Source organism: Hominimerdicola aceti (assembly GCF_025567495.1).
Lineage (GTDB): Bacteria > Bacillota > Clostridia > Oscillospirales > Ruminococcaceae > Hominimerdicola > Hominimerdicola aceti.
Window position 1 is genome coordinate 16,587 of record NZ_JAOQJZ010000001.1, and the last position, 26,460, is coordinate 43,046.

37 protein-coding genes, 3 tRNA genes and 1 pseudogene are annotated in these 26,460 nt (G+C 33.5%); 6 read left to right on the forward strand and 35 right to left on the reverse strand.

Annotation, left to right across the window (positions count from 1 at the left end):
- Nucleotides 1–76: 76 nt before the first annotated feature.
- From OCV57_RS00085 to OCV57_RS00165, 18 genes and pseudogenes are all read right to left on the reverse strand, one after another.
- Nucleotides 77–1,240, reverse strand: a complete 1,164-nt coding sequence (locus tag OCV57_RS00085; protein ID WP_267300087.1) for an ATP-binding protein — start codon at nt 1,238–1,240, stop codon at nt 77–79.
- A gap of 59 nt (nt 1,241–1,299) precedes the next feature.
- Nucleotides 1,300–2,340 (reverse strand): hypothetical protein, encoded by a 1,041-nt coding sequence (locus tag OCV57_RS00090; RefSeq protein ID WP_267300088.1) that lies wholly within the window; start codon nt 2,338–2,340, stop codon nt 1,300–1,302.
- Nucleotides 2,341–2,480: 140 nt separating this feature from the next.
- On the reverse strand, nt 2,481–2,801 hold the full coding sequence (locus OCV57_RS00095) for a DUF5406 family protein (RefSeq protein WP_267300089.1): 321 nt from the start codon (nt 2,799–2,801) through the stop codon (nt 2,481–2,483).
- Nucleotides 2,801–3,412 carry a hypothetical protein gene (locus tag OCV57_RS00100; RefSeq protein WP_267300090.1) on the reverse strand — a complete coding sequence of 204 codons (612 nt, stop codon included), beginning with the start codon at nt 3,410–3,412 and terminating at the stop codon, nt 2,801–2,803. Before OCV57_RS00100 ends, OCV57_RS00095 begins: the two co-directional genes overlap by 1 nt.
- A 5-nt stretch (nt 3,413–3,417) precedes the next feature.
- Entirely contained in the window at nt 3,418–4,386 is a 969-nt protein-coding gene (locus OCV57_RS00105) for a pentapeptide repeat-containing protein (protein WP_267300091.1), read from the reverse strand.
- A 128-nt stretch (nt 4,387–4,514) separates the two neighbouring features.
- Nucleotides 4,515–4,916: a hypothetical protein gene (locus OCV57_RS00110; RefSeq protein ID WP_267300092.1), complete on the reverse strand. Its 402-nt coding sequence runs from the start codon at nt 4,914–4,916 to the stop codon at nt 4,515–4,517.
- Nucleotides 4,917–4,924: 8 nt separating this feature from the next.
- A complete protein-coding gene (locus OCV57_RS00115; RefSeq protein ID WP_267300093.1) occupies nt 4,925–5,401 on the reverse strand; it encodes a hypothetical protein in 477 nt (158 codons plus the stop codon).
- Nucleotides 5,402–5,403: 2 nt separating this feature from the next.
- Nucleotides 5,404–5,874, reverse strand: coding sequence for a hypothetical protein (locus tag OCV57_RS00120; protein WP_267300094.1), 471 nt, complete (start codon nt 5,872–5,874; stop codon nt 5,404–5,406).
- A 701-nt stretch (nt 5,875–6,575) separates the two neighbouring features.
- Nucleotides 6,576–6,651, reverse strand: a tRNA-Gln gene (locus OCV57_RS00125).
- Nucleotides 6,652–6,776: 125 nt separating this feature from the next.
- Nucleotides 6,777–6,851, reverse strand: a tRNA-Lys gene (locus tag OCV57_RS00130).
- A 91-nt stretch (nt 6,852–6,942) separates the two neighbouring features.
- Nucleotides 6,943–7,027, reverse strand: a tRNA-Leu gene (locus OCV57_RS00135).
- Between the two features lie 161 nt (nt 7,028–7,188).
- The gene (locus OCV57_RS00140) at nt 7,189–8,160 is read right to left on the reverse strand and encodes a hypothetical protein (RefSeq protein WP_267300095.1); all 972 of its coding nucleotides are present in this window, start codon (nt 8,158–8,160) and stop codon (nt 7,189–7,191) included.
- Between the two features lie 107 nt (nt 8,161–8,267).
- Entirely contained in the window at nt 8,268–8,693 is a 426-nt protein-coding gene (locus tag OCV57_RS00145; RefSeq protein WP_267300096.1) for a type II toxin-antitoxin system PemK/MazF family toxin, read from the reverse strand.
- Between the two features lie 127 nt (nt 8,694–8,820).
- Nucleotides 8,821–9,681 (reverse strand): hypothetical protein, encoded by an 861-nt coding sequence (locus tag OCV57_RS00150; protein ID WP_267300097.1) that lies wholly within the window; start codon nt 9,679–9,681, stop codon nt 8,821–8,823.
- A 234-nt stretch (nt 9,682–9,915) separates the two neighbouring features.
- Nucleotides 9,916–10,155, reverse strand: a complete 240-nt coding sequence (locus OCV57_RS14320) for a type II toxin-antitoxin system HicA family toxin (protein WP_394804257.1) — start codon at nt 10,153–10,155, stop codon at nt 9,916–9,918.
- 10 nt (nt 10,156–10,165) lie between these two features.
- A complete protein-coding gene (locus OCV57_RS00155) occupies nt 10,166–10,939 on the reverse strand; it encodes a phage antirepressor KilAC domain-containing protein (RefSeq protein WP_317244775.1) in 774 nt (257 codons plus the stop codon).
- A 190-nt stretch (nt 10,940–11,129) separates the two neighbouring features.
- Complete coding sequence (locus tag OCV57_RS00160) at nt 11,130–11,306, reverse strand: ribbon-helix-helix domain-containing protein (protein ID WP_181986836.1); 177 nt, start codon at nt 11,304–11,306, stop codon at nt 11,130–11,132.
- A gap of 173 nt (nt 11,307–11,479) precedes the next feature.
- Nucleotides 11,480–11,773 (reverse strand): annotated as a pseudogene (locus OCV57_RS00165) (BRO-N domain-containing protein); the annotation flags it as partial.
- Between the two features lie 599 nt (nt 11,774–12,372).
- Here OCV57_RS00165 and OCV57_RS00170 point away from each other — a divergent pair.
- The 5 genes from OCV57_RS00170 (at nt 12,373) to OCV57_RS00190 (ending at nt 15,286) form a co-directional block, all read left to right on the forward strand.
- Nucleotides 12,373–13,032 (forward strand): hypothetical protein, encoded by a 660-nt coding sequence (locus OCV57_RS00170; protein ID WP_267300100.1) that lies wholly within the window; start codon nt 12,373–12,375, stop codon nt 13,030–13,032.
- A 22-nt stretch (nt 13,033–13,054) separates the two neighbouring features.
- The gene (locus OCV57_RS00175) at nt 13,055–13,414 is read left to right on the forward strand and encodes a hypothetical protein (RefSeq protein WP_118160666.1); all 360 of its coding nucleotides are present in this window, start codon (nt 13,055–13,057) and stop codon (nt 13,412–13,414) included.
- A gap of 224 nt (nt 13,415–13,638) precedes the next feature.
- Nucleotides 13,639–14,145 (forward strand): type III toxin-antitoxin system CptIN family toxin, encoded by a 507-nt coding sequence (cptIN, locus tag OCV57_RS00180; RefSeq protein ID WP_267300101.1) that lies wholly within the window; start codon nt 13,639–13,641, stop codon nt 14,143–14,145.
- A 302-nt stretch (nt 14,146–14,447) separates the two neighbouring features.
- Nucleotides 14,448–14,936: a hypothetical protein gene (locus OCV57_RS00185; protein ID WP_267300102.1), complete on the forward strand. Its 489-nt coding sequence runs from the start codon at nt 14,448–14,450 to the stop codon at nt 14,934–14,936.
- Between the two features lie 17 nt (nt 14,937–14,953).
- The gene (locus tag OCV57_RS00190) at nt 14,954–15,286 is read left to right on the forward strand and encodes a hypothetical protein (protein ID WP_267300103.1); all 333 of its coding nucleotides are present in this window, start codon (nt 14,954–14,956) and stop codon (nt 15,284–15,286) included.
- 22 nt (nt 15,287–15,308) lie between these two features.
- On the opposite strand, the gene OCV57_RS00195 is transcribed toward OCV57_RS00190, so the two are convergent.
- The 17 genes from OCV57_RS00195 to OCV57_RS00275 all read right to left on the reverse strand — a co-directional run bounded on the left by OCV57_RS00195 (nt 15,309) and on the right by OCV57_RS00275 (nt 22,759).
- Nucleotides 15,309–16,163 carry a tyrosine-type recombinase/integrase gene (locus OCV57_RS00195; protein WP_267300104.1) on the reverse strand — a complete coding sequence of 285 codons (855 nt, stop codon included), beginning with the start codon at nt 16,161–16,163 and terminating at the stop codon, nt 15,309–15,311.
- 15 nt (nt 16,164–16,178) lie between these two features.
- Nucleotides 16,179–16,439, reverse strand: coding sequence for a hypothetical protein (locus OCV57_RS00200; protein WP_267300105.1), 261 nt, complete (start codon nt 16,437–16,439; stop codon nt 16,179–16,181).
- 108 nt (nt 16,440–16,547) lie between these two features.
- Nucleotides 16,548–17,102, reverse strand: coding sequence for a hypothetical protein (locus tag OCV57_RS00205; protein WP_267300106.1), 555 nt, complete (start codon nt 17,100–17,102; stop codon nt 16,548–16,550).
- 23 nt (nt 17,103–17,125) lie between these two features.
- Complete coding sequence (locus OCV57_RS00210; RefSeq protein ID WP_267300107.1) at nt 17,126–17,401, reverse strand: hypothetical protein; 276 nt, start codon at nt 17,399–17,401, stop codon at nt 17,126–17,128.
- Nucleotides 17,402–17,404: 3 nt separating this feature from the next.
- Nucleotides 17,405–17,932 (reverse strand): hypothetical protein, encoded by a 528-nt coding sequence (locus OCV57_RS00215; protein ID WP_267300108.1) that lies wholly within the window; start codon nt 17,930–17,932, stop codon nt 17,405–17,407.
- A 45-nt stretch (nt 17,933–17,977) separates the two neighbouring features.
- A complete protein-coding gene (locus OCV57_RS00220) occupies nt 17,978–18,190 on the reverse strand; it encodes a hypothetical protein (protein WP_267300109.1) in 213 nt (70 codons plus the stop codon).
- Between the two features lie 27 nt (nt 18,191–18,217).
- Entirely contained in the window at nt 18,218–18,421 is a 204-nt protein-coding gene (locus tag OCV57_RS00225; RefSeq protein ID WP_267300110.1) for a hypothetical protein, read from the reverse strand.
- Between the two features lie 15 nt (nt 18,422–18,436).
- Nucleotides 18,437–18,634, reverse strand: coding sequence for a hypothetical protein (locus OCV57_RS00230; protein ID WP_267300111.1), 198 nt, complete (start codon nt 18,632–18,634; stop codon nt 18,437–18,439).
- Nucleotides 18,635–18,645: 11 nt separating this feature from the next.
- Nucleotides 18,646–18,852: a hypothetical protein gene (locus OCV57_RS00235; protein ID WP_267300112.1), complete on the reverse strand. Its 207-nt coding sequence runs from the start codon at nt 18,850–18,852 to the stop codon at nt 18,646–18,648.
- An 18-nt stretch (nt 18,853–18,870) separates the two neighbouring features.
- On the reverse strand, nt 18,871–19,080 hold the full coding sequence (locus OCV57_RS00240) for a hypothetical protein (RefSeq protein WP_267300113.1): 210 nt from the start codon (nt 19,078–19,080) through the stop codon (nt 18,871–18,873).
- Nucleotides 19,081–19,095: 15 nt separating this feature from the next.
- Nucleotides 19,096–19,281 carry a hypothetical protein gene (locus tag OCV57_RS00245; protein WP_267300114.1) on the reverse strand — a complete coding sequence of 62 codons (186 nt, stop codon included), beginning with the start codon at nt 19,279–19,281 and terminating at the stop codon, nt 19,096–19,098.
- Nucleotides 19,282–19,283: 2 nt separating this feature from the next.
- Entirely contained in the window at nt 19,284–19,505 is a 222-nt protein-coding gene (locus OCV57_RS00250) for a hypothetical protein (protein ID WP_267300115.1), read from the reverse strand.
- A gap of 27 nt (nt 19,506–19,532) precedes the next feature.
- Complete coding sequence (locus OCV57_RS00255) at nt 19,533–19,913, reverse strand: hypothetical protein (protein ID WP_267300116.1); 381 nt, start codon at nt 19,911–19,913, stop codon at nt 19,533–19,535.
- Between the two features lie 15 nt (nt 19,914–19,928).
- The gene (locus OCV57_RS00260; RefSeq protein ID WP_267300117.1) at nt 19,929–20,951 is read right to left on the reverse strand and encodes a hypothetical protein; all 1,023 of its coding nucleotides are present in this window, start codon (nt 20,949–20,951) and stop codon (nt 19,929–19,931) included.
- Between the two features lie 339 nt (nt 20,952–21,290).
- Nucleotides 21,291–21,488 carry a hypothetical protein gene (locus tag OCV57_RS00265; RefSeq protein ID WP_267300118.1) on the reverse strand — a complete coding sequence of 66 codons (198 nt, stop codon included), beginning with the start codon at nt 21,486–21,488 and terminating at the stop codon, nt 21,291–21,293.
- 115 nt (nt 21,489–21,603) lie between these two features.
- Nucleotides 21,604–22,134, reverse strand: a complete 531-nt coding sequence (locus tag OCV57_RS00270; RefSeq protein WP_267300119.1) for a hypothetical protein — start codon at nt 22,132–22,134, stop codon at nt 21,604–21,606.
- Between the two features lie 115 nt (nt 22,135–22,249).
- Complete coding sequence (locus OCV57_RS00275) at nt 22,250–22,759, reverse strand: hypothetical protein (protein ID WP_267300120.1); 510 nt, start codon at nt 22,757–22,759, stop codon at nt 22,250–22,252.
- A gap of 778 nt (nt 22,760–23,537) precedes the next feature.
- On the opposite strand from OCV57_RS00275, the gene OCV57_RS00280 reads away from it, so the two are divergent.
- Entirely contained in the window at nt 23,538–23,726 is a 189-nt protein-coding gene (locus tag OCV57_RS00280) for a hypothetical protein (protein WP_267300121.1), read from the forward strand.
- The last annotated feature ends 2,734 nt before the right edge of the window (nt 23,727–26,460 follow it).

A 26,460-nucleotide genomic window follows, 5' to 3' on the forward strand; every position in this document is an offset into this window, starting at 1 on the left:
TATTTCACCGCCTTAATTAGAATAGCTAAATAAGGCAAGTGAGGGAATAACCCTCACCGCTTTATTTATTAAAAAGTTAAATCTTTGAAATGACTTCAAGAACCCTTTCGAGAGTCTTAATATCGGTGATCTTCTTCATTTCTGTTGGCTTAATGGGCAGATCTTCTGCTGAAAGAGCTTCCTTTGCCTTTGTCTTGCCGACAGGATTAAGACTTTTCATAACGGCTGAAATCTTATCCAAAAGTTCTGTTGTCTGATTTTCGGCAGAGTTTTCATCAATACTATCAACTGGCTCTCCAACCTTACCCATAACTTCCTTTGTATAAATATCCTGCTCAATATCGACAGCCTTTGTGAGATCATTCTTAACAGAAAACTCTTTCTTATCCTTTGTTCTGTCAATAATTACCTGCCAATCAACAAGTGACAAGTCCTCAACAGTTTCCTTATCATGTACTCCTGTTCTGTCCTTACTGATATACGCACAGAAATTATTATCCTCGTTAATATACATTCTCACAACAGTTTTAACGTTGTAGTTCATCTGCTTAAAGCCGTCAGGAATTTTTCTGCCTGTTGCTACGCTGGTAATTTTACCATCGTCACCCTTTACGGAAACCTTTTCGTCTGTTTCTCTTGCGGTCACAACAAAGTGTGCGCCACAAGACATAAGATCAAGTATCAAGTCCTGACCCTTAAAGTTGATTGTCTGATAATCACGAAGTTCCAATCCTGCATTTTCAATGGCAACAAGTTTTTCATCACCAATAAGCTCTTTCTTCTTTGCCTTAACACCATTTCTCTTTTTAGACAGCTCCACAAGTGCCTGCTTAGTTGTCAGGTTAAGAATAGTTGTACCATCAACTACAATAGCATCAGCTCTGAATGGCTCACCATCTCCGTCAAGTACAATTTCATCTGTTTCATTGCCCTCATCATCAAGAACATGAAAATCTTCTTTGTTCTTAACCTTATTTATGTATTCTCTTGTTTCACCAAGGGACTGGGTGTACACAATATAAATATTCTCAGTGTTAATGCCGTCAGCTTCAAGTCCACCGATAAAATCATCAATAGAGCCGTTCTCATTATCTATGTAAAGAACTCTAAACGGCTTGCCGTCAGGTCTTTTAAAATAAGCAAGCTGCAATGCAAGTGTTGACTTGCCTGTGCCCTCTTCTCCAAAAAGTATCATCTGAAGCTTGCTCTGTGTCTGTGCTGCTTTTCTTGCTCTAGCCATATTTTTTTATCTCCTTTTATATTATCGTTTCGTCGTTAATAACGGTGAGTAGCAACAATTTACCACTCATCGTCCTCGTCTGTCAGATCATTATCTGAAACAGAACCCCAATCATTATCATCAGAGCCAAAGTCCTTATTTGCGTTTTCAGTAGCCTTTGTCTTTGCGATAGCCTTATCAATTATCTCCTCCGAATATAGCTCTGTATCTACACTATCCTTATCGGCTCCAGTAATCAGAAGTATTCTCTTTGTTGGATTGTTCACTCTATCCATAGGGTTGCTTTCGCCCCAACCGTCATCATCTTCCTCAATTTCTTCAATATCATGTTCTATTACGATATCTCCGAATACTTTAAGGGCTGTATATGGCTTGAGCTTTCTTAGAGTGCTTGCAAACTTTGACTTTGACTTGTCAATAATAAATTCGGCATCTTCTATAGAATTGTATGTTACAATCTTTGCAGATACGGTGAAGTTACCCTCATCATTCTTTTCAATGCCCATGAATACAATGACCTGTTCAAAATTGCCAATCACATTAAATTCCTCTGAGTCAAAATCTACGTCCTTACAAAGCGACATTTGTGACGGAACAAATCTTGTCTGGTGTCTATCCTGATAGGTGGAAAACTCATTCTTTCCTCTGACAAACACGGACATACCGTCCTTTGCATTATCTGCTATGTACTTACAAGCATCATATTCAACAAGTATCTTCTTGTCATTTACTTCCTTGCCTGTTGAGTCAACCACCTTTGTCAAGCCAAGATTAATTCCAATAGGTCTAAAGTCCTTTTTGTTAAATGTAAATCTGTCAGCCCACTTTACCTTTTCTGTTGTTGTCTTTCTATCCTTACCTTTGCCCTCGGTCTTAGAAAAATATACTACGTCTCTTTCCATACCATTAAGGTTTATGTATACAGACTTATTCTTATCAATTTCAACTCCTACATTAACCATTCTCATAGGCTTGCCTGTAGAGGTTGTCAACTCCGTATAGAACTTGTCCTTATCACAGCCTGTCAGCTTACCTCTGATCTGAAAACTGCCCTTTGTTTCCTGAAGTCCAAGACCCTTATTATTTTTCTTTTCAGCCATATTTTTATCTCCTTTTATATTATCAGATTTTGTTGTCAAATAAAATTATCATAATAAAATTATCATTTTGTGAACTCAAAATCACACCATCTTATCATGCCTTCTTTCTAAAACACATTAAATTTAGTTTATCTTTTAGTTTATCTAACGTTAATGATTTCTATTGCTACTAACATTTCCCTCACATCCTCTTCATAACAACAATCAAAGAAAAGGTCATTGCCATTATCATCGTGCAATATACAAGAAAAGCTCTCGTTATCTTCGTCAACCTCAAATTCGCAGTTGCTTGAAACGATATCAATACTACACATTGTGGCAAAAATATCTGGGTCAAGAAGATCAGCTCCTCGACAAGTGCCACCAACCTCAGTAGTAAACCAACCCTTATACTCACCGGATTGTAATGTATATTTAATCTCGTGCCAATTTCTGCCGTCCTTTGGATTATACACTTCCATTATTTGCTCTCCTTCATGTTTTTAAGTTCTTCATGTAACGCAATTCCGAAATTATTCAGTGACTCTGCTACCCATGTATCAGCAATGTCATATCTACTAATTAAATTGTATATTGCTTTATTTATATCAGAGTGCGAGAACTGCTTATCACATCTGTACTCAGATTTTTCTTTAGGGTTTATTTTAGTATCAAAAAAACGTATCTCTTTATTATCACAACTAGCGTTAGGAAAATATATTCTAGCCAAGGCAAGCAAAGCACCAATATATGCACTATATGTATCATCAGAACAACATTTTGAAGTGCCAACTCTTACTACCTTGCCGTATTCTTTCATTTTGGCAACCGTTGTCTTATCGTGGAAAGTAATCTGAATTTCACGGTCAATATCAGACGATATTTTCTTTAAGCAATTAGCAAAATCGCTATAAATATAAAACATACTATCGCCACCATTTGGCTTAACTGTTTGATACCTAACCATTTTCTTATTGTCTATATACTCTATTGCTTTAATCCTTATTACGTTTCCAGTTTCGGTCATTCTATCACCGAAACTATCTAAACCAACTCGATAAAGTTCTCCGATCTTAAATTTTCTTTTGTTCATGTTTATCAAACTCCTTTATTTATATCAATACCTGTGATTTCTTTAAAAATCTCTGCGTCAAAATTCGGAAGTGATTTGACAATATCCTTTTCACATTCTGATAATTTATCCCAGAAAAGTTGATTACTTTCAAGATTGTTCTGTTTTCTTAAATAACCACCTAGTATCTCATAATCAGGATGCTGTTCTTTTTCTTCCCTAGACATCTTGATGGTAAGAATCCATTGAAGAGAATTATTATGAAGTTTATCTAATATAATCATTGCTTTTGAATGATACCAGTCTCCGATTGTCCAATTAGATGGCTTATTAAACATAAGAATCTTCGGCTCTTCTGTGTTAAAACAGCCACATGAACAGTTAGTACGGTTCCAATCACCACTATTACGATTACCAATATTATGGTTACCACTATTGCCATTGCCATTATTGCAGTAGCCGCTATTAGAATAACCATTGTTATTAAAACCGCTATTACGATTACCCTTGTTACAACCACCACTGTTACAATCGCCAGTATTGCGACCACCACTATTATATTTGCCCTTATTTCTTTTACCACTATTAGAGTCGCCATTATTACAAATACCAGTATTATAATTACCAGTATTATGGCTACCAGTATTATAATTGCCGTTATTATCAGTACCAGTGTTACCGAATCCTGTATTATTCTTTCCCATATTAACTTTTTTTAAGACTTCTTCCCATGACAGTTCACGGATAATTTTAATTTTATTGGTACAGGATTTTCTTCCTTCTTCTTCTGTGTCAATCTCACCGAGGGTTTCAATTTCGGCAACTTTGTTAAGTGGGTCAAAACAATAATAGTTAAAACAATCTTTTAACTCTGTGCAAAAATGAAAACCTCTCTTGCAACAGCGAGGAGTTACATCTTCTTCATATGTCTCTCCAACTGAGTACTGAAAATCTCTACACGTCCAATCGGGGTTAAAAACTTTATAACCTTTCATTGTTTTACAACTCCTTTGTTTTTTCTACAATAAAATGTGTATTTTAACGCTCTTTTCAGAGCGGAATTAAGAATAAAATCTATGTCAACAGCATGGCTGCTAATTGCTGAAACATTGTAGTAAACACTCTAACGAAGAATGTGCCAAGGTAGATTATTCTTACTACAAAACAATAATTCATTCCATATTTGTTGTGATATTATCTCAATATCAGGATGCTTACGCATTTGCTCAAATATTTCCTTTGTTTCTTCAACCGTAAATTTGCCATAAACATTCTGAAACCACTTTACCAATGTTTTATTAGTATCTTTCGGAAATAAAAATTTAAGTTCATCTGCTTTTAAAATGCTATATGTACCAAAGACATTGTAAAACATATTATGCTTTGAATTAAATCTAGCTACATCAGTTTCCCTTGTTTTAAGATTATCTGTCTTAACCGCACCAAATATCTCTGCAACTGCACACAACTCTTTATCAAAACGACCATAACTCGCACTACCACTATATTTATAATCCATACCCATATAATCACCTACTTTACAAGTTCAAAATGTTTTACGAAAGCTTCCCAAACAATGTTTATTGTACCGCCTAATATATTAGTTTCATATTTAGATTTCCAAGCAATGGGGCGTAAAGCAACATAAATAATAGTTATATATTCATTAATGGGTATAATCTTTGTATATGAAAAGAGTATGTCAATAGTAAATTCAGTATTTGTTGGTATTGTTTCTATAAAAGCACCCTCAAAAATAGAGTCATTAAAAATATAATCTTTAATACATCTATATTTTCTTCCTTTTATATATTTATTAACAACATTAAGATAGTCATTCTTTTCGCCACATCTCTTCAATTCTCTATCTGTCGCCCATCTTCTTGTATTATCAGAAAGGTCTACAAGATAATTGTCATTTATATAATAAACAACTTTACCTAATGTAGGTTTTGTAAAAGAATTTGTGTAGATTATCTTATCTCCTATTTTATATCCACCCAATCTCATTTTTACCCTCCAAAATAAAGCCACCACTTAGAAGCTTTTGCATTTATCTGCTTTTCCTTCAACTCAGTTATCTTCTTATTATTATCTTGATACACCTTTATCTGTTTCTTTACGAGTTCATCTGATTTTAAATCAGGATAAAGGCTTACAAGAGTAATAGAACTTTCAGAAGAAGTCATTGCATATGTATCACTTTCATATTCTTGATATTGCTTTACAACTGTATCAATTTGTTCTTCAATTTGATTATTTTGTTGTTCGTACATAGTAATCATTTCTACTGTATATTTAGATTTTACAACCGAAGCTGTAAATCCTAATGTTGCAAATAAACAAGTAATTGTTGTAAAACTGAACAGGATTAAAGAAGTAAACCAACCTGCTGTATCCTTTCTAGCTTCATTACCTTTCTTATTAAATATTATAGAAATAATAAGCATAGTGATTGATATAATAAATAAAAGTATAATCATATATAATTCTCCTCATATGTAAAATGTAAACTATGTGATAGTTTGTGTATAAATTGTGTATAAAAGATGAGATATGCGTTAATGGCGTTGGCAAGTTAATTGACCCATGTTATAATAAAACAAAAAGGTAAACAACTTGAAGTAAACGAAAGGTGGTGAAAATATGTTAGAAATATTCAATAGTTTACTAAGTGCAATATTGTTTATAGGCAATATGTGTAAACAACTAATAATCAACGTTCCATTCTTGGGATTTGTTCTTATTGCCCCGATCGTAACAGGCATCTTTAAATTTATAAATCACAAAGTCAATAAATACATCTAATATTCATTCGTAAGCCACTCTTTTGAGTGGCTTATTTTTTTGTTTATTCATCGCCACAGACCCATTTTTACAATTCATCGGCTGATTTATTACACGTTGGTTTGAGTTTGAAGAATTTCCAATGTGAACCATAGTCCATTATTGTTTCCGTACTCTCTTACCAATAACACCTATAAGGTTTTACGTTCCTTAATTTGTTATTTGAAATGTAATCATTCATAGCCCGACTACATTCCTGTGAAGTTCTGTAGTTTCCTATGACTCGTTTTTTGTACTTTTCTCGGCACACTCTATAAGATTAAGTTTAATCATTTTCTCACCGCCTTTATTTTACGTTATTTTATATTTGTACCCTAAAATACGTTACAAAATATTTTGGTTGGACTAGCTGGATTCGAACCAGCGGAATGAGAGAGTCAAAGTCTCTTGCCTTACCACTTGGCTATAGTCCAATGTTGGTACTGCTTTCACAGTACCTTTTTGTTCACCTACCTTTACATACAGATTAGTTTGTAATTTGTAATCAGTGTAATTTTAATTGATGAACCGTTATTGTTGTCGGCAACCGTAACCGACTTGGTGTAACTTAGGGGACTCGAACCCCGACCCTTTGATTAAAAGTCAAATGCTCTACCAACTGAGCTAAAGTCACAAGTGCAGGTATCTCACTACATTCCCATATGTTGGGATAAGCACTGTACCTGCTATGCCAATTTACTTTGTACAGTATTGGCAAACTGTACTGGTGTCACTGACGAGACTCGAACTCGCATGGATTTTCCCGAGGAATTTTAAGTTCCTTGTGTATACCTATTCCACCACAGTGACACGTCTTATATTAATTCTACTGTGCTACATTTGAGATTATGATTATAGTATACTACTACTTTTGAGATGTGTCAACACATAAAAGCTAAAGTTTACAGAATATTAATAATTATAGATAATAAAAAAACGAGACCTTAATGATCTCGTTTTTGTGCCAAAATTTAGATTTTTGATCTCTTAGAACATTGCTCCAAATATATTTTATATTCTTTCACAATGCCTGTGCGAGTTAAATCGTAATCAAGAAAGTCTAATGCTTGGCTCAAGTTCCTGCCATTCTTGCCTCCAATATCTTCCGTTCCGTACACGTTTAATAAATATTTGTGCGCTCTATAAAAAAAGCCCGATTTACTGATAATGTTTAATTTCAAACAGATTCTTGGAACTATAATTGTTCTAATACCATTAACAACATTAACCGTGCTAGTGCCACTGGATATAGGACGAAATAAATAATCATTTGTGTTATATGCTTTTGATATGTTGGCGTTGTTATATGTGGTTACATCTCTCAATCTACCACAGATATTTTGCGTTTCTTTTTCAAAATGCAATGAATAAATATTATTACATAACTCTTTATGCAGCATATCAGATACATCTGAAAAATATTTTGAGGTTAAATCTATTGTTTGCTTTTTTCCATTCTGCTGTTTTACCCATAGAATTTGCCTATCAATATCATAGTCGCCTTTTTTCATTTTGGATAACGAGCTTTTTGGAACTCCGACCCATAGTAAGTAACATATTAACTTAACATAACAGGAATACGCACTTACCTCTACCGACCATATGTCTATATCAGGGTTATTCATTACCTTGTCAATAGCGTCATTCAGTTCTTTAACATCAGTAATAAAATTCGTTTGAAATTGTATGTCTTCAATATCGCAATTTATATTTGCAAAACCCAACCAACCCTTTAATAACATTTTGTTAATCCTAAAACTACCAAGAGTCGAATTATCTTTTAAAAAGTTGGCAATATTATCGTGAAACGTCTTTTCTTCATTATATTTTTTCAAAAAACTATTCAAAGTTGATGCTTTTTTCTTTAGCGTTGAATCGCTAATAACATTTGTTTCCTTTTCAATATATTGTTGTATTGATAATTTTAGCTCTTCTTTTGTCATAATAAAAACCGTCCTTCCAAATATGATACATATAACAAAAAGCAATCTATTGTAGGAAAATATTGTACTAATTATCATATGTATTATACCAAAAGAACGGTTAAAAGTCAAGCTAGTTTTTGATTAGCACTAACATCACATGATGTTAATGCAAGAGAAATACAAATTGCCTGATCTATCCTTCTCATTTCATTCGGTGTCAAGTGACCTAAACAATTAACTATCTTTGCCTTGCTAATCGTAGAAAGTTGCTCACATAAAACAATACTTGTTTTAGCCACTCCACTTGTTTTATGAAGTAGGACATGAGTAGGGAAGTACGTTTTATTTTTTGAAGTGTTTGACGTTAGCGGTGCAACTATCAAACATGGGGAGTATTTGTTTCCTATGTTATTTTGTATAACTATTGCCGGACGTACTCCAGCCTGCACAGAACCTCCCACGTCAGGAAAGTTCACCAAAATCAAATCTCCTCTTGTGATCTCTTTGTTACATATTTTTATGTTATTTTCTTTAAAACAAATTTTTTCCATAAACAACGTCCTCCTTTCTTTTTATTTAACGTTTTGTTGTTGTCGTTGTTTATTTTTCTTCTTTTTTCTATATTATAACCATACAACTTTTAATATTCATTGTGTTTTGATGAATATAATGTTAAATCTATCTTAATATTTCCATTGAGCCTAAATCATTTCCAAACATAGAAATATTAAGCGTTGCTATTTTTTCTCTTTTCTCAAAAACATTACACAAATTAAAAATGAGTGGGTCTATGTAGCTTTTTTTATAAAGCATATCTGCATTAAATTTGCTCAAGCATCTATTCTCTTGCAAACTCCACAAGCCAATAAAACATTTCTTATGCAGCTTGTTATACATTATATAGGGTGTAGCGGCTCGATTATAGTCAACAGCCAAAGTTCCGCAATCGAGTATTTCGCATAGCTTATCTATATTTAACAATTCAAAATACAGATATTGCAAGTTACTGATTTGATTTTTATTGAGATTGCCTAGTGCATATGTGTCGATAAGCAGTGTAATCTTATCGTTCTCTACGCTTGACCTAGTTTCGTCAATATAATCTTCTTTCAGTAATTCCGTAATTTCAACCCACTGCTTTTTCTCTAGCGGAAAGAGTGGCATAGAAGCCACTAAACGTTCGGGAACGTATCGGCAAGAAATATTCAAAGTGACATCATGTATTCCTATTATAATAGTATCTCTTGCAATAGTTATAATGGCTGATGATAAATCATATTCAAGCCGACCGATCGTCATACAGTAATCAAGCAGAACCAAATCTTGCGTCCTGTCTAGTTCCAAGCATAGAAACCCGTGATCTATCCCACAAATATCTTGTAAATCCTCAAAACCACCCCTACGTTCTTCTTTAATAATTGGATTGTCAGTTAGCTTCAGAGCTGTTCCATATATTTTGTCATTATTTTTGTTGTTTGTAAGTATAAACTCGTTATAGCATTTATTGCATACTAATTTTATTAATTCTTGTAAGACCATTTTTACAACTCCCTTTTAGTTTTAATCTTTGTAAAAAGAACATCTGTTCTAATATGCTTATACTATACTATAAAACAAATGTTCTGTCAAGTGATTTATGTCCATTATTTTGTACAACATATTTTACCACACGATTAAGGTAAATATTAGTAAAACTAATTCCCACTGCCTTAATTTTATCACCATTCAATGCTTAAATCAATGATAAATTATTCCCAAAAATAAATACACGATTTAACAGCGACAATAGTTTCTTCGGAAGTTCCATACAATTCCGATATAAACTTCTTTTCGGGTTGATGGGAACGAAAAAGACTCTCCATTCTCATTTACCCATATCTCATGCGACCCCTTACCTCTGCGTGAGTATGAAAACCCACGCTCGGCAAGCAGCCTTTTAAATTTGTTTATGTTCATTTTGTTTATTGTTCCTTTCTTTTCTATTTTTGCAAGATTTGAAAACGAAACTTGCATTTTATTTACTTTAGTTTGTTGTATTACACTTTCTCAACATTCTAATAATTCCACTCTGACCCTTTGGCGTTACCATAGGAGTGAGTCCTATTCTGACTTCGCCATTCTGTATGTATGAGCTTTCTTTAAGCTGAAACCATGGCTGAGTGTCTATGTACCTTTGATAAGGCATATTCTTATGACCGTCCTTACAGCCTAACACTTTCTTCTCCCTCAGGAAATTAAATAGCCTTGTTCTACCTATCTTTATTCCATTCTTAGTTGCCAGCTTTGCCATATCGTTCATTGATATACAATCTTCAGAAGTTTGTATATGACTTGCAAAGTCCACAAGAGGTTTATCCTGCTCTATCTTGTTATTAAGTTGTCTGATCGTTGATAGATTGAGCCTGAACAATTCTCTCGTCTGAGCATCGGCATTTGGCAGATAGGTATTAATGAACATCTCGTCATTAGCTACATAACCACCTGTCTTGCGTATAGTCGGAAGAACCTCTGATGTAACCCATTTTCTAAATGGCTTAACCTTTTCTGTTTTCATTTCCAACATTAAATCATAAAGTTGAGATTCATTTATGTATTTGTGTCCGTTGCGGACACAAGGGTGTATCTCTGCACTTTTCAAATTTTGGTCTATTCTATCTTTTCTAGGGTAAAGTTCGCCCACAGCATTTTTCTTAACTTGTCCTAATGCCATGCCAACAGAATAAATTTCAAACAAAACTGTTTGATCTTCAACAATTATTCCTACATTCATGTTTTGAAATTTCATTAAATTTTGCATAAAAAATACCTCCACAAATTATTGATAAGCATAACTTGACAAAGGTATCTATTTATAGTATAATTTAAACAGATGCCTTTATCTTAATAGATGTAATGATTCTTGACAGATACATTTATCTTTTATGAGTATGGGTAGACTAAATGTATGGGAACGTTTCAACTTGCTAGGGAGGAGCGTTCCTTTTCATTTATTCACCTTTTAATTTATTGTAAACCTCTTTTATACCTGCACGAATTATATCTGATTTGGATTTTCCAGTATGCTCGACACAATATTCAAGCATTTTTACATCTTCATCAGACATTCGTATTCTCGTGTTGTTATTCTTAGGATTATCAGTAGGTCTACCCATTTTTGGTTTCACTAGAAATATCACCTCACTTTTGTGTTACCATTAATATAATAACATATGGTTACACAAAAGTCAACCATATAATCACAAAAATATTGCACAAAAAACAACTTATAATAAACGTATTTGTCAAATGTTACAGATTAAATATAATATATAGTAGGGAGAGCTTCCGAAGTAACTCAACGTTTAAATGTTTTCGCCTTTGGTAGCTTACTTCCGAGAATAAGTGAGTACAAACCAGACTCATTAATAAGCCAACCGCCACGCTGTCCTAACTCAATCCCGAATTGGGACTGAGTTTTAGAACTAACCATAAACTTGTCATCATCGTCTATTCTTTCGCTTATTACTTTAGTAGTTCTTTCGTATCCCAAAATCTCAGCCACATCTTTTCCGACAAACCAAGGCTCTCCGTCCTTAACTATTGTCCTCACTGTTCCAAATTCCTTGTTTGTGAATGTTTTGATTCCGTCCATTTTCTTTGTCCTTTCTGTTCTTAATTTACATTGTTGTTTGAAATTTCCTGCTTGCAAGCATAAAAAATACTCCCACCTCTTTAAAGATAATACTTGACAAAGGCAGAAGTATGTGATAGAATATAGTTATACAATCACCATTTGTCAATTCGCTTTTGTGTGGTTGTTCCTAGATATAGTATATTGTCCCTCCTGCAAGATGTGGCAATATACTATATTTTTTATTCTTGATGTTCATGTTCGGCTACATACTTTTTTAAAAAATCCTCAACCAATTTTTGGATTGTAGTATCATTCTTTATGGTGATGATTTTTAATTTTTTATGAAGCTCGTCATCAATACGAATTGGAACTTGTTTAATAACAAAACACCTTCTTTCTACTATCTTGATTTCATTATATCAAAGTGTCAAGGTGAAGTCAACACTTAAAAATAAAAATCTTTCACAAAATTCTAGCGTATTTTTTGTTGAAATACACAATTTTAGTTTCTGAGATATTACACTTAAACCCTAAATCTTGATTTTCAGCCTAAAATATGCTAAAATTCTCTTATTAAAAGTAATTCTAATTAATCTTAGAAATTAGAGGAAGTAAAAATGAGCAAAATAAAATTAATTCTTATTGCACTCATGACAACATTAGCATTGTCCTCATGTAATAGTAAAACAACAAGTTCCATATCTGACAGTAATTTCACTACCACTACAACAAGTACAACAACCACCACTCCCACAACAACTTCTCATACTTTAACAACAACTAAACCATCAACTACCACAACTACTTCCAAATCATCAACTACTACCACAACGACTACAACCACAACGACAACTACAACTACCACGCATGATTATAGTTCTGAAATAAGTGCTTTAGAGCAAGAAAATAATCGCCTACAGAGTGAAATCTCCACCTATCAGAACGAAATAAACAATGAGCAATCTGATATTTCCATCTATGAAATCTACAAATCGGATGCCGAAGATGATGTTGAGGAGGCTAAAATACAGCTTGAAAACGCCAATAAGAAAATGGTTAAAGTTTATGGTGATGGCGGTTGGACTACAGAAGTTGACTCAGAAGCAGTTTCAAAGGCTCAATCTCACTTAGACGATTGCCAAAGAGTTGTTGACGTGTACAATGAACTTATATCAGAAAGTCAAAGTAATATTGATTATTATAACACTTGTATATCCAATAATCAAAGTTCCATTGAAAGCAATAATAGTCTTATAAACGATTATCGTAGCAGATAATCATAAAACAGGAGGTAATACCATGAAGAAAATTTGTTCCATTCTTGTGATTGCAATAGGAATAACACTATTTGTGATAGGTTATACAACAAAAATTCCAAGCAAAAATTTAACCACATTTTCAATTTTGGAAGGTGACAAGTATAGTGCCATTGACGAATATGTTGGCGGTGACGCTTACAACTATATCATAGGAGCTTCACTTGTCAGCGGTAAAATAGCCGCTGCGAAAATTGAGAGAGTAATTTTCATATCCACTGGCTCATTAATTTTCTCCATTGGCATAATTGGTTTTGCATTTTCATTTAAAACCAAAGAAAAGAAACCTAAAGAAAAAAAGGATGTCGGCGAGCAGGGTGACTTGTCACAAACTAACGAATAAATTTTACAAAGTTCCACAAAATAGTATTGACAAAATGAGTATAGTATGCTATACTATAAATGATGAAAGGTAGTTATTTACCATTTCCGCTTACCAATATGCGGGATATAAATGGTTGGGTTGAAAGTTTTCCGCTTACCAATATGCGGGATATAAATGGTTGGGTTGAAAGTTTTAAGCCTTGCCGTTGTGGCAGGGCTTTTAATTTTGGAAGGTGAAAAATAATGGTTGAACATGGCTTTTATATAATTGATGATTTATTCTTCAAGAAATTTAACGACCCTTTTCTAAAAGGAAATAAATCCGAAAATCGTCCTCATTACTATTGTTTTAAAGATACTAATGAAGGACTATATTGGATAATTCCTTTAAGCTCACGCATTAACAAGTATCAAAAGATAATCAACCAACGCTTAAAAAATCATAAGCCATGTGATATATTACATATTTGTACTCTGAGCAATGGAAAACAAAGTGTATTTTTAATACAAGATATGTTTCCCATTACTCAAAAATATATCAAGCGTAAATATACCATTAACTCCAACCACCTCATTCTTAAAAATCAAAATGAAATACGAATTATTAAACAAAAAGCTGAACGTATTCTTAATCAGATCAATCGAGGTCAACATTGTATTCCAACTTGTGCCGATGTATTATCTATCAAAAAAGAACTGCTGTTAGAACTACAGATAGAAACTCAAACAGCGGACACTCTGACTTGTTGATTTGTGTTTTTTGAATTTGCATAAAATTCCATTCAAAACTTTTTGAAAAGCATTGACAAATTGACAATAGTATGCTATACTATAAATGATGAAAGATTATCTCTATCATCTCTAATTTACGCTTCGCAATGTGCGACACAGAAACATTGTAGATACAATTACGTTTCACAATGTACGGCAAAGTAACATTGTAGTATTCAATTTACGCTTCGCAATGTGCGACACAGAAACATTGTAGTGATGCTGTCATTTTGGTTAATCTGAAGTGACAGCATATTTTTTTGTATTAGGAGTGTCAAAATATGACGGAACATGGTATGTACTTTATTACACCCGACTATTATCAACTTATTCGAGATGTAGGAGGAACTTGGAATGATTGCAAGGAAAGACCCATTGTTTGTTTGATTAAGTCCACCGAAAATTCCAAATTGTATTGGGCAATACCTGTAGGCAAAGTAAATCATCGTGACACTAAAGCTATTAATCGTATTTATTCCTATATAAACAAAGATCCAAGAAATATTGCTTCTTGCTTTTATCACATTGGCAAGACAACCACCAAATCTATTTTCTTTATTAGTGATGCTTTTCCTGTAACAGATGTCTACATAGACAGAATTTATGAGGGCTATGATAAACAACAATATGTCATTGAAAACAATAATCTTCTGTCTGCTCTGAAATATAAGCTCCAAAGAATTTTAAGTTATGAAAATGCTAATCCAAATTTCTTCCGTCAGCATATTACCGATGTTAAAAAAAAACTATTAGACGAAATTAACAATTAAACAAAAGAGGTATTCTTATGTCCGAAATTAAATCAATAACAGACCAAGAAATATTATCATACTGGAACTCAATTAAATCCGTAAGAGGAGTTGCTATTAAACTCGGTATCTCGTGGCAAAGAGTTATTAAAAGTCTTTCTAGTTTAGGTATTATAGTTAATAATACCCACGCCAAAATCACTCAATACCACAAAGAAGGGAAGTCAGCTAATGAGATTGCCGACTTAATGAATATGAATGTTAATGTTGTGAAAGCCTATCTCCCACGCAACAGACCTCAATACAAAGTTAATCAATCTAAAAATGCTCTAGCAGTACAAAGAAGTAAAGAACGCCACAAGAAGCACTAAAGGGACTTTTAAAAGTCCCTTTTTATTTTACATACTTATCCACAACTTCCTTGCCAACTTCCATTTTTAACATTTGCTCTTTTACGAGTCTGCTATCGCAACCGCTATAATGTTGTTCAGTTATCCTCAGATCAGAATGTCCCAGACTCTGACAGGCAATACGCAAATCTCTTATAACATCTTCGCTGCCTTTTTGAATACAACTAATATACACGGAATGTGTCTGCCTAAAGCTGTGAGTGCTATATTTGCCTTCTATGCCGTGTTTGGCGGTTATATTCTTTAGAAATGTTGTAACGGAATTAAGTTCCATAGGAGCTATCCTGAGTAGTCTGCCGTTCCAATCATACTTCTCATTAGTATATACAATTTCTTCTTCTCCGTCCTCATTCAAGAAAATATCCTCAATATATTTTCTTTTACGTTCTCCGCTTTGAAAAATATAATCTTCTGGGTCAAGTTTATAATACTTGATTATAAAATTCAGCATTTTCTTTGCAGTATCACAAAGCCATGCCGTTCTCCATTTGTCCGTCTTGTCCTCTTGTAATGTCAAGTAATCTACAATTTTGCCGTTGTTATCGGTTAAATCTTTGACCCTCAAGGTCATTATATCTCCATAACGATATCCTGAATTGCAAGCAAAGATTATAATATTCGCCTTAAAATACTTTTTGCTCTGAAATAAATCTTCCAAAATCACATTTAGATCATCAGGTCTGAACCAGCTTGCAGACTTCTGCCTGCTTGCCGTATGTTTTGTAATAGCATTTCTATGACCTTTTTTTCGCTTTGGCTGTTTTGTTATCTGTATTCCTGTCGGAAGTCTATCCGATAAATCGAAAATTTTGCAAGTTTGAGCCGTACTAATATTCATTTTCATTCACTCCCATCATATACACAATGTAAATATTATTCCTGCTATCAACATAACGCTTGTAAAGAGCAAGCCAAAACCACCATAGACAACGTTCTTCACTATCATTCTAACTTTTCTCTGGCGTTCTTCTCTGAGCCTTTGACGGCGTTTTGCTTTTAAATATGCCTTCCGCATATTATAATCTTGTTCTTCCTCTATCTTCCGTAGCTCTTCTTTACGATCGTTGTCTAGCATTTTTACAAAAAGTAATGTATTCGTATTTTCATTTTTCATATTTATTCCTCCTATATTTATTCCTGCATAAAGAAATACTCCTATCAATCAATGTGATTAATAGGAGTATTTATATTTATTATATTAGTTTTATACGCACAATCGCTTTTATATCGCAAGTAAACTGTCTATTTCTGCAAGTCTTTTAAGAAGCTTTTCACGCTCCACTTTTAAGCTTTCCACGTCTATATCAGATACGAGTTTAACGCCCTCGTGGTCTTTGATTTTGCTATAAATCGTTTCAGGAACACCTTTTACACGAACGATTGTGTTCTTATCAGCCGCTATTCTAGGACTTTTGACAGAGCCACCCGAAGTGGCAAAGCCACCGTTTATAAGCATTGCATTGTCGGAGAAAATAACCTCTCTGTCACGATAAAGTCTTTTCAGAACAACGATTGAGCCAACTCTGATTTCTCCGTCCTCGTAACCCTCAGTATAAGTGTCGAGGTCAAGATCTACTGTGACAGTGCTAACCGCACCAAGTTCTCCGCATTCACCATAGCATTCGATGAGTAACGCCTTGACAGCTTCCTTGTTCTCCTCTGGGAAGACCCAGCAAGGGGCGTTCCACTTGCCCTGTATCTGCTTTGCCCCTGCGACAAAGCTCTTGTTATACGGACTGTTTACCTTGATTGTCTCGTTTTCAACTGTAACTTTCATGTTTTATCTCCTATTATATTATATTACTTCTTATTGTCAGGTATCTTAGCCCACATTTTCTCTCGATAAGCCAACTCTTGGCTATAGGTTTTATGCCATTGCTTATCCAGTTCTTTTCGTTCCTCAAGCGTAAGACTTCTACCCTCATCAATAGCCTTATAAAAGGCGTCATCATAAATCTTTTGAGCTTTGTCAAAAGCTCCAATTGGATTGTATTTTCTGTTAATTTCTCTCCGCTTATTTTCGCTGTGGTTTACCCACAAATAGATAATAAGCAAAATTATTGTAGCAAGTAACATTGATTATTCCTCCTCGTCCAACTCATACTCGTCATAAGTTTCTTCATTATTTCTGATATTGTATACAATATCCTCATCGGGATATGCTTCTTTAAAATAACACTGTAAGTCATCGGGTGTTGTAGCTATATAGATTGGTTCATAACTGCCCTCAAGCTTACTGCCTTTGATAGTTTTTCCGTCAACTTTGAACTCAGCAAGAGATAAGCTAATCTCACGCTCCAGCGGTGCGGTTTCAATGCCGTCTCCGTTAATTAGGTTTTCGATAGTCTCGCCCTCGTCCTCGTCTATCTTTTCACATTCAGCAACGAAATAGACTTCACATCTAAAAAAACGCCTTGTTGAAAACACTGTAAAATTAGTTATGTTTATAATATCTGAATGATATTTCTTCAATTCTGCTAAAGTTTCCACCTCGCTATCATAGATCTTAATAGGGTTTCCTATGTTTTCACACAAAGAAACTATATCAAACAATCTCTCAGGGAGCTTCCTTAACTCTACTCTTGACTCGAAAATTCCATATTTCATACAAATTTCTCCTTTGTTTAATTAATTATACTACAAAATTCCTCATTAGTCAACTAGAATTTTGTCGAAAACGTCCATAAAATCGGACAGTATGGCTATTTTTATTAACCACGTTTTGCACTCATTATCAGTATAGCCGTTACACTTCATTTGTGCGATATGTAATCTAATACGCTCATTCCGTTCCAATGATCTGATACGTTCCATAAGACGCTTATCAGGGTGCTGTACTACCATGTTATTCTGCTTTTCTGTCATTTTAAATTCCTCCTTAAAAGTATGGTTTTATTCTACTCCAAATAACTTGTTATCACGTTCTATTTTCTTAATAACTCCTCTCTTTGTCATATCTGTCATTTCAATTCCATTGTCCGAAAAGCCTACCCATATTTCATTTGGCGTTCTCCAGCCCTTACACGTTAAGAAAGTAACTACTCTGTTTATTTGTGACAAATGTCTCCCGTCATTTGGTATTTTCTGTACATTCATTGATATTATCCCTCCTTATTCAGCAATATTTCTTATAACTTTCCACCTACCACGATAGAATTTTACGCTTAAATCGTCCATAAATTTCTCCGTTTTAGTGTTATAAATTCTGTTATCCTCAGTGATAATATAGTTCTTTGAATAATAATATGCATTAATCATCTTTACCAAATCTTCTCTAGTACCTGTTGACATAATAGTTTTAGTTTTCATTGTTACTCACCTCAATCCACCTTCCAAACATTCAAACAGATAACGCCCTTGTTATCAGCATAAACGTTATCAATGCTCGATACTTCCGCATAGTTCATATGCTCTGGAGTATCTCCGTAATCTCCGTCATAAACAATTTTCTCCTCGTAATCCGACCATATCTGAATGTGTTGTACATCAGGATCAATGAACATTTCCATAAATTCTTGTACTGTCATAATATTATACCTCCTCTATCATTTAATTACACTTAAAATAAAATGCTCCTCATCATCAATAAACCACCCTTCAATCTCAGCATTTTTCCATTCTTCACGAAGTCCATCATTTCTTGACATTTCGCCAATTGTTGTACACAAAGTTGTATCTTCATTAACTTCATACAACTCAACATCTATATTATCTATATTAGATGATGCCTTTTCACAAAACTCTTTTACTGTCATAGTTAAATAACCTCCTCATTCTTGATTGTCTTTGCACTGATCATTCTTGATTGTCTTTGCACTGATTATCTTTACGGCTCTGCTTCCGTAGTGGTTCTTAACAGCCTGTATAGCCTCACTGCGATTGTTCACGTTGTAAACTCTTGTCCTTTCATGGAAGGGTAAACCTTTGAACATAAACTCTACCATATAATCTTTCATCATCATTTCTCCTCATCGTCAAGACCATCGTCTATAAGGTCATCAATCTCCAGCTCATAACATAGGTCATTCAAGACCGCTTCTTGAGCAGCTACATAACGATAAACTTCACGCTTTTTAGCGTTCTTTTTATCATTATTATATTCTTTGTCTGCCTTCTCAAGTGCTTCCGCTGTCTCGTTATACATTTTTATAATAATCTTAATCATTTCTTCTCTTGTCATGGTTAATTCCTCCTCAAAACAGATATTTTATTTAGATTTGTTTTGCGTCTCAAACTCTTCTAATTCCTCCCAATCAATTTCATCATAATACGTTTCAGGGTATTGCCAATCAACGCCCTCATAAACGAAAACGGCTCTCCATTTAATATTGTCGCATAATTCCATGAAGTCAAGCTTTGTATACGTTGCTACATCTTCAAGCAAGCCGTTTTCATCGGTTTCGTCATAGTATTCAGGTATATAGCAGATCTCGTCATTTGCAAGTTCATCAAAGCTTTTGTCTGACTTATACACATACCCTTGATCGGTGCAGAAAAAACCTATTTGATCTTCAAAATCACGTTTTTTAATACCTTGTTTAAGCAAGGTATCTATTTTTTCTCTTGTTAAATATGGCTTATTACTCATGGTTTACCTCCTTGTTTATTTATACCATGTTGATTTTACGTCATTTAGATTTATCGGGCAAAGTAACATAAGCTGACTATTGTATTTATTTTCCTCAACATTTTTGAAGACTATAGGCTTCAATGCCCCGCTATGGAGCATTTTAATTCTGTCGCCCTCAAGATTTTTAACAGCATCCGTAAAGCGTGTGAGATCATAACCGCTAGTCTCCGAAATATTCAAGCCCTCAATATCAATGCTTCCATAAGGTGAGACAAGTCCATTATTCTTGATTGCAAACATATCCATAGTCTTTTTAACTCTAATCTCTTTAAAGTATTTCAAGTTTTCAAGCATATTCTTTTTCTCAAATTCAAATTCAGAGCTAAAACTACATGGAATAGCTGCCTCCCATTTGAAATACTGCCCTTCAAGATTCCTGCTCAAGAGCGTAAAATCTTCCGACACAAGATTAAATGCTGTTATATCCTTAAACGATATAATATCACATTCACCCTTTTTGAATTGCTTTAAAATTGAAAATGTGTTATTATTTATTGTAAACTCATTTTTAAAGCTCAAGCCGTTATCTTCCGTATCAGTGCTGATTGCAAGTCTATAGCCGTCAAGAGCTACCATTTTATTTGCCTTAAAATTAATACCTCTTAATATAGGCTTGAGATCGTTTTGTGTGTATATAGCATAGCTGATTGAATTATAACGCTCCATAAGCTTCTCAATCGTGTATGTATGTTGCTCAAGGATATTTGAATTATTTGAATTAATATTATCAATCCAAACTTTTCCAAGATGTGCAAAAAGAGAATGTGCATCATTATCATTTACATCAGTTATTCCAGCTTTAAATGACTTTTTGCCGTCCTCAAAGTTGCACGCTTTATCACTATCAAACGTGATAATTGTATCGCTGCCCTTGAAATATTTAAGAGCTTTTATAACTCTTTTCACGTCCTCAAGAGCAAACATGATCTTGTCATCGGTTATACAGCTTATAGTCTTACAGCCGATAACCTCCAGATTATTTGCGGAAATTTTCATTTTTCCGTCCTCAGCCTGGATAAACGCACTCCGCAAAAGATAGTCAGATGATTTTGTGTTAATGATCTTTTCCACCTGCTCGAGGGCTGCTACAAGGTTCTTTGTGTTTACTATAATTTTCGTGTTCATGATTTTTTACCTCCGTATTGTTATTAGTATCTACATTTTACGATCTGAATTATTCCAGACTTAATGCACAAGTCGGCTAGTTCGTCTTGTTCTTTAACCTTGTTGATTTCAGCTTGGAATATCTCAGGATTTTTAATTGCATACTTTTCCACAAAATCATTTTTTCTGAGATTATAGAGAAAATAATAGTTCCCATCAACGGCTACAAGCCTATTGTAAAAAATCCATAACTTTGATATTTTTCTTTCTCAACTTATATGCAACTTCAAATAAAGTTCGAGGAGGCAATAAGTTATTAATAACATTACAATTCTTTATAACTCCTTTTGTCTTGCCGTTATCGCCCTTCACTGTAATTGACGTTTTGCCGATTTTTATTTCCTCTCCGTTGATTTTTGTAATTTCCATAAAATTTGACCTCCTAAAAAAATATATAAACATATTATTGGTACTCTCAACAACTTCATGCGGTCATCTTGAGTATATAGGGCGGCTTATATAACCGCCCTCAGATTTGTTTATATTATGCTTTTTTAGATCGTTCACATGGTATATCAGTGAGAACATAGTCCCAGCTCGTGCCCCAATGAGTAACACCCCATACATATAGATCTAAAGTTTCATTGTAGTATACTATTTCGTTAGTATATTCTTCAAGGATACTAGCACCTTGTGCGGAAATAATGAAATATTGAAATATTTCTGAATAGTGCTCACTATGTTCAAGGTCATCAATTTCATTTTCCAATTCTGAAATTAATTCAAGATTATCTTCTGCTTCCGCATCCTCTAAGCGTTCTTGCAATTCTTCTAGTTTATCGGTGTATTCCTCATAGTCAAGAATGTTGCCGTCCGAATCCTCATAAGTTACATTAGAACCGCTAACCATATCCCAGTAGCCGATCTCAGCCGTTGTCGATAAGATGTCATTACACATAACAGCATCAAATGACTTTGCGAGCGTTGCATAGTCAACAAAACCATTTTGCTTGCCATAGTCTGAAATCTCGTTTCCACAAAAATGTGTGCCGAATATTGTTTGTGTTTTTGCCATAATAATTGACCTCCTCAAAGTCTTAAAGTTGTATAACGTGTAAATAATGGTTATGGTATCCGCTCCACCTCATGCAGTTTCGTAGATATAAGGGGCTTAAACCCCTTTAAGATTGTTATATCTCAATTCTGCTTAATATCTCTTGAGCCTTGCTGAGAAATTCCACGTTGTAATCATCAACATAGTAGCTAATATAAAAAGCGGTTAGCTTATTTACAAGTTTATTGTCACTCTTGATATAGTCGATAACTTCTATACGCTCAATAGAATCATCACTATTAAGATTTTTAAATTTTCTTGTGGCTTCTATAAGATCATTTTTAGAAATTTCAAGAGCGTCCGCAAATTCCAGAACTGAATCAAAGTAATCATAAATGTTCATATAGTGCGGTTCGTCACTATAGATAGTAACGTGATCGTCATTAATCCATGAATGACCGCCCACGTTTATAAACGTTTCAAGGCGTCCTATTTTTGTATCTGGATCATAGTAAAAATATACGTCCGTTTGATATGGGTTTAAGTCGATCTCAAATTTCCGCAAGATCACTGCAAGTTCTGATACAAGATCATTGATATTGATGATGTCCTCATCGGTGATATAGGGCTTAATGTTTGTACTCATTTTGATACACTCCTTGTTTGTGATTTTTTTTGATGTATACATAAAATTACCTCCATTTTTTTGGTTTACGTTTGTTTTTTTGTTTTTTTGTTTTGTCTGTTGTCTCATTTCTTTTGTTTTACTGTTCTACACTTGACTTTTTATTTCTTTTGTGTTATCCTAAAAAATATGGTTGATTAAATTCAGATCATTGCACTGGATTTAATCGTATAGCGGTTAAAATAACCGCTAAAAGTTTAGGTAAACTATTAGCAAGATCCCTTTTTTTATATCCCAGAAATTCGAAAACTGGATTAAAAACATTTTGAGCCTATCGTTTTTAAGATTTTTCTATCGTACATTTGACGTTGTTCAATCGGTTTTAGCCGGTTCGGATAGAAAATATTTAATTTTCAAGTTGCAAAAATTTCAAGCTTGCAAGGCTGATGAAAAAATCCCATTTTTTTCATTAACGCTTTTAACGTCTGAATTTGCTTTTTCAACTCCATTTCTCTATTCTGTCGGACGATTTTCAAAGTGCAATCGTGAAACTTGATGACCTGGCAAAGGATTTTTATTGTGTTGTGTTCTTTTCCCTTACTGTAATTATATTATAACACATTCACGAATGTTCGTCAAATCGGCTATTTGTACACATTCACGAATGGTACAATATATAGTGGTTAGATGCAATATAATTGCTAGATATAACTATATATTGTAGTTGTGAAAATAAAAATATTTTTGAAATACGCTAAATTTTGTTGAAAACATACAATTAGTTAAGAGGTTTAATTATATGAATGAAAAAAATCAACGTAAAAAAATAGAATATAATACAAAATATAACAAAGAAAATTATGTAAATTTTAGCCTGAAAATCAAGCCTGAATTAAATAACAAAATTGTAAACTATTGCAAGTCTAATGACATTTCACGCCCTGAATTTTTAGAGCGTGCTATAGAGGCACTAAATCACAATATATAGCGGTTAATACAGTATTTATTGCTTACGATACACAATATATAGTATGCTTGCATTTTGAGCTATAAGGCTACTAGCAAGCGTTATATACTGTTGTGTGCATGGGTTGTATAGTTATACTTGATAGCCGTTAGAATGGATTTGAGAGCATACAATATATAGTGGTATTGTAGCGTATTATGTATGAGCGTATACTATATATTGTGGGTAATGGTTTATGTGTGCTATATATTGTGAGTTTGCAAGCGGAGATCTTGCAAGAGATCTTGACGTGTATATGTTTGTATGTATATATGTATGTGTACAAATATTTGGACTGTTATAAACGTTGAATAGCATGAAATAAGTGTACAATTTTTTGGACGTATAAGGACCTTTGAATGGTCCTTTACTAATGCTAGTTAATGACAATTAGTCAATTTGCATAACTTTAAAGGCTAATTTTGTGCAAATTGCTAGTTTAAAATAGGGATTGAGTATTAAATTTATAGGGTATTTTGGCGTGTGTTTACCACTTTGGTGGCAAATAAGGGGTGAAATAGGGAATTGATAGGGAACTGATAGGTTAAAATATTAATATAAAATGTTCAAATTTTAAAGATGATGATTAAGGGCGTTCGGTATATCGAATAGCAACCACCGATAAATATATTTGATAAAAATCAAATATTAGCAATAAACAAATATACAAAAAGTTCAATTATTAACTTAATCAATAATTGATAAAAATCAAATAATATAAAGTCGGTTGAGCTTGCATGGAGTCAGCAGAATTATATTAATATTCTATTAATTGAGATACAATTATTTATATATGTGATTTTGGCAAAAAGGCATATAAACCACGCAAATATGCGGTTTTATGGATATGTTAATATACTTAATTAAATAGCCTTGGAGGGGGTGACTTTACATTTATGGGAACATATGGAAACGAGATTATCCCCTTAGTAGTTCCACTCTATCCACACACCCCAAAACCAAATCTAAAATCAAAATGACACTTTTTAAAATTCCTGCACACTCTTCCATTATCCCACCAAAACTCCAATTTTCATTCGGTAACACGTTCGAGTAAACTTCGTATCTACGCCATTTTTTCAACTTTTCCAAACCTTAAAATATACCCCAATACACCAAAACACACCAAAATTAACTTACAAACATTATTTCTACACCATAAAAAAATAACCCATTACTCCCCAAAAAATATACTCCTTTAAAGACCATAATAGGTCTTATTTTTTGCCCTAAAATGGCTATAAATCAAGTTTTACACTTAAACAATCACCCATTTAAAATTCAATTTTAAATCACTGTCAACTCGTTAAACTACGCTTCAAAAATAATACACTATCACCGAAACATCTCAAAACAATAAAAAGCCATCAAAATATCATTTATAAAACCCATAAAATAACCTATCGTAAAAACGAAAAAAACGTTTTTACGCCTTGATTTACAAGCGAAAACAACGAATAAGCTATCGTAATTTTACCGAACGCTCCGAAATAAAATGTTCAGACGAAAACAAAATGTTTAAGTAGTTGCCAGACAACTCATGCAAACAATAATCTTTCAACTGAAAAAATATCTGTGAAGATTAGCGTGACCGTAGGGAACGATAATCAAGCAGGGCAGTTATATACGAGCGTAGCGAGAATATAACTGACTAGCTGTGCGCAGCACAATAATACAATATCAATACATTGTCATTATCGCTTCATTGCTCAATAGATATAATCACCTTAATAGATACAATCACAATGATCTTCATTTTATGCTAATTAATTTCATGTAAGTCATTTAATGTTCTGTCCTACATTATTTAATTTTTAATTTCACTTTTCCTGAACCTCTCTTATTTTCTGATTTTTAAATTTTATTTCATTTGTCTTGGCTTATGTTCTCTAAAAATGTAATTGACTTAATTATCCTAATACAATAACAAATTAACATAAAAGTTACATATTTATGTTCAACTCGCTATTGACACATCTCAAAAGTAGTAGTATAATAACCGTAGTATCTCAAAAGTAGCATACTAAACTTACGATATTAATATATCATATTGATTATTAGTTGTCAACAAGAAATTTATTCCTGTAAACAATTAATATTTAGAAGAAAAAACCTACACGCTTTAGCGGGTAGGAAGGATTCTCTTATTACTAAAGATATCTAATATTATTCTACTCTACACTTTGACCTACACTTTTAGTATACAGATTGCACACTTTTTTGCATTTTGACCTACACTTTTGGTATACAGATTGCAAAAATGGTGAACTAACAATAAAAGGTGGTGACAAACCATAACTGACAATTATTTTGTAAAAATGCCCAAGAAATATATATACGCTGACTCAGCAGACAATTTTGAAATTTTATTGTATCGCTGTCTTAGTTACCTATATGAAACTAGAACAAGAACGGTAGGTACATCTATAAATGAAATTTTGGAATTGTGTCATTGTTCGATTTATAGTAAAGGTAACAGAGAAAACACTCATAGGATAAAAGCACTTTTCAATATTTTTATTGTCAGGTCAGATTTGACTTGGGATAACCAATGTGACTATAAATCATTAAATAATGTTAATGCAAACGCTCATTTAAGATTTAAGGTCAACAAAGCGGTGTTTGATCCTCCAGATAATTTCGTAATATTGTATGACACAGAATGGGACAAACTAATGTCTATTTCAAATAGGCTGTCTAAGTCAATACTTCTTCG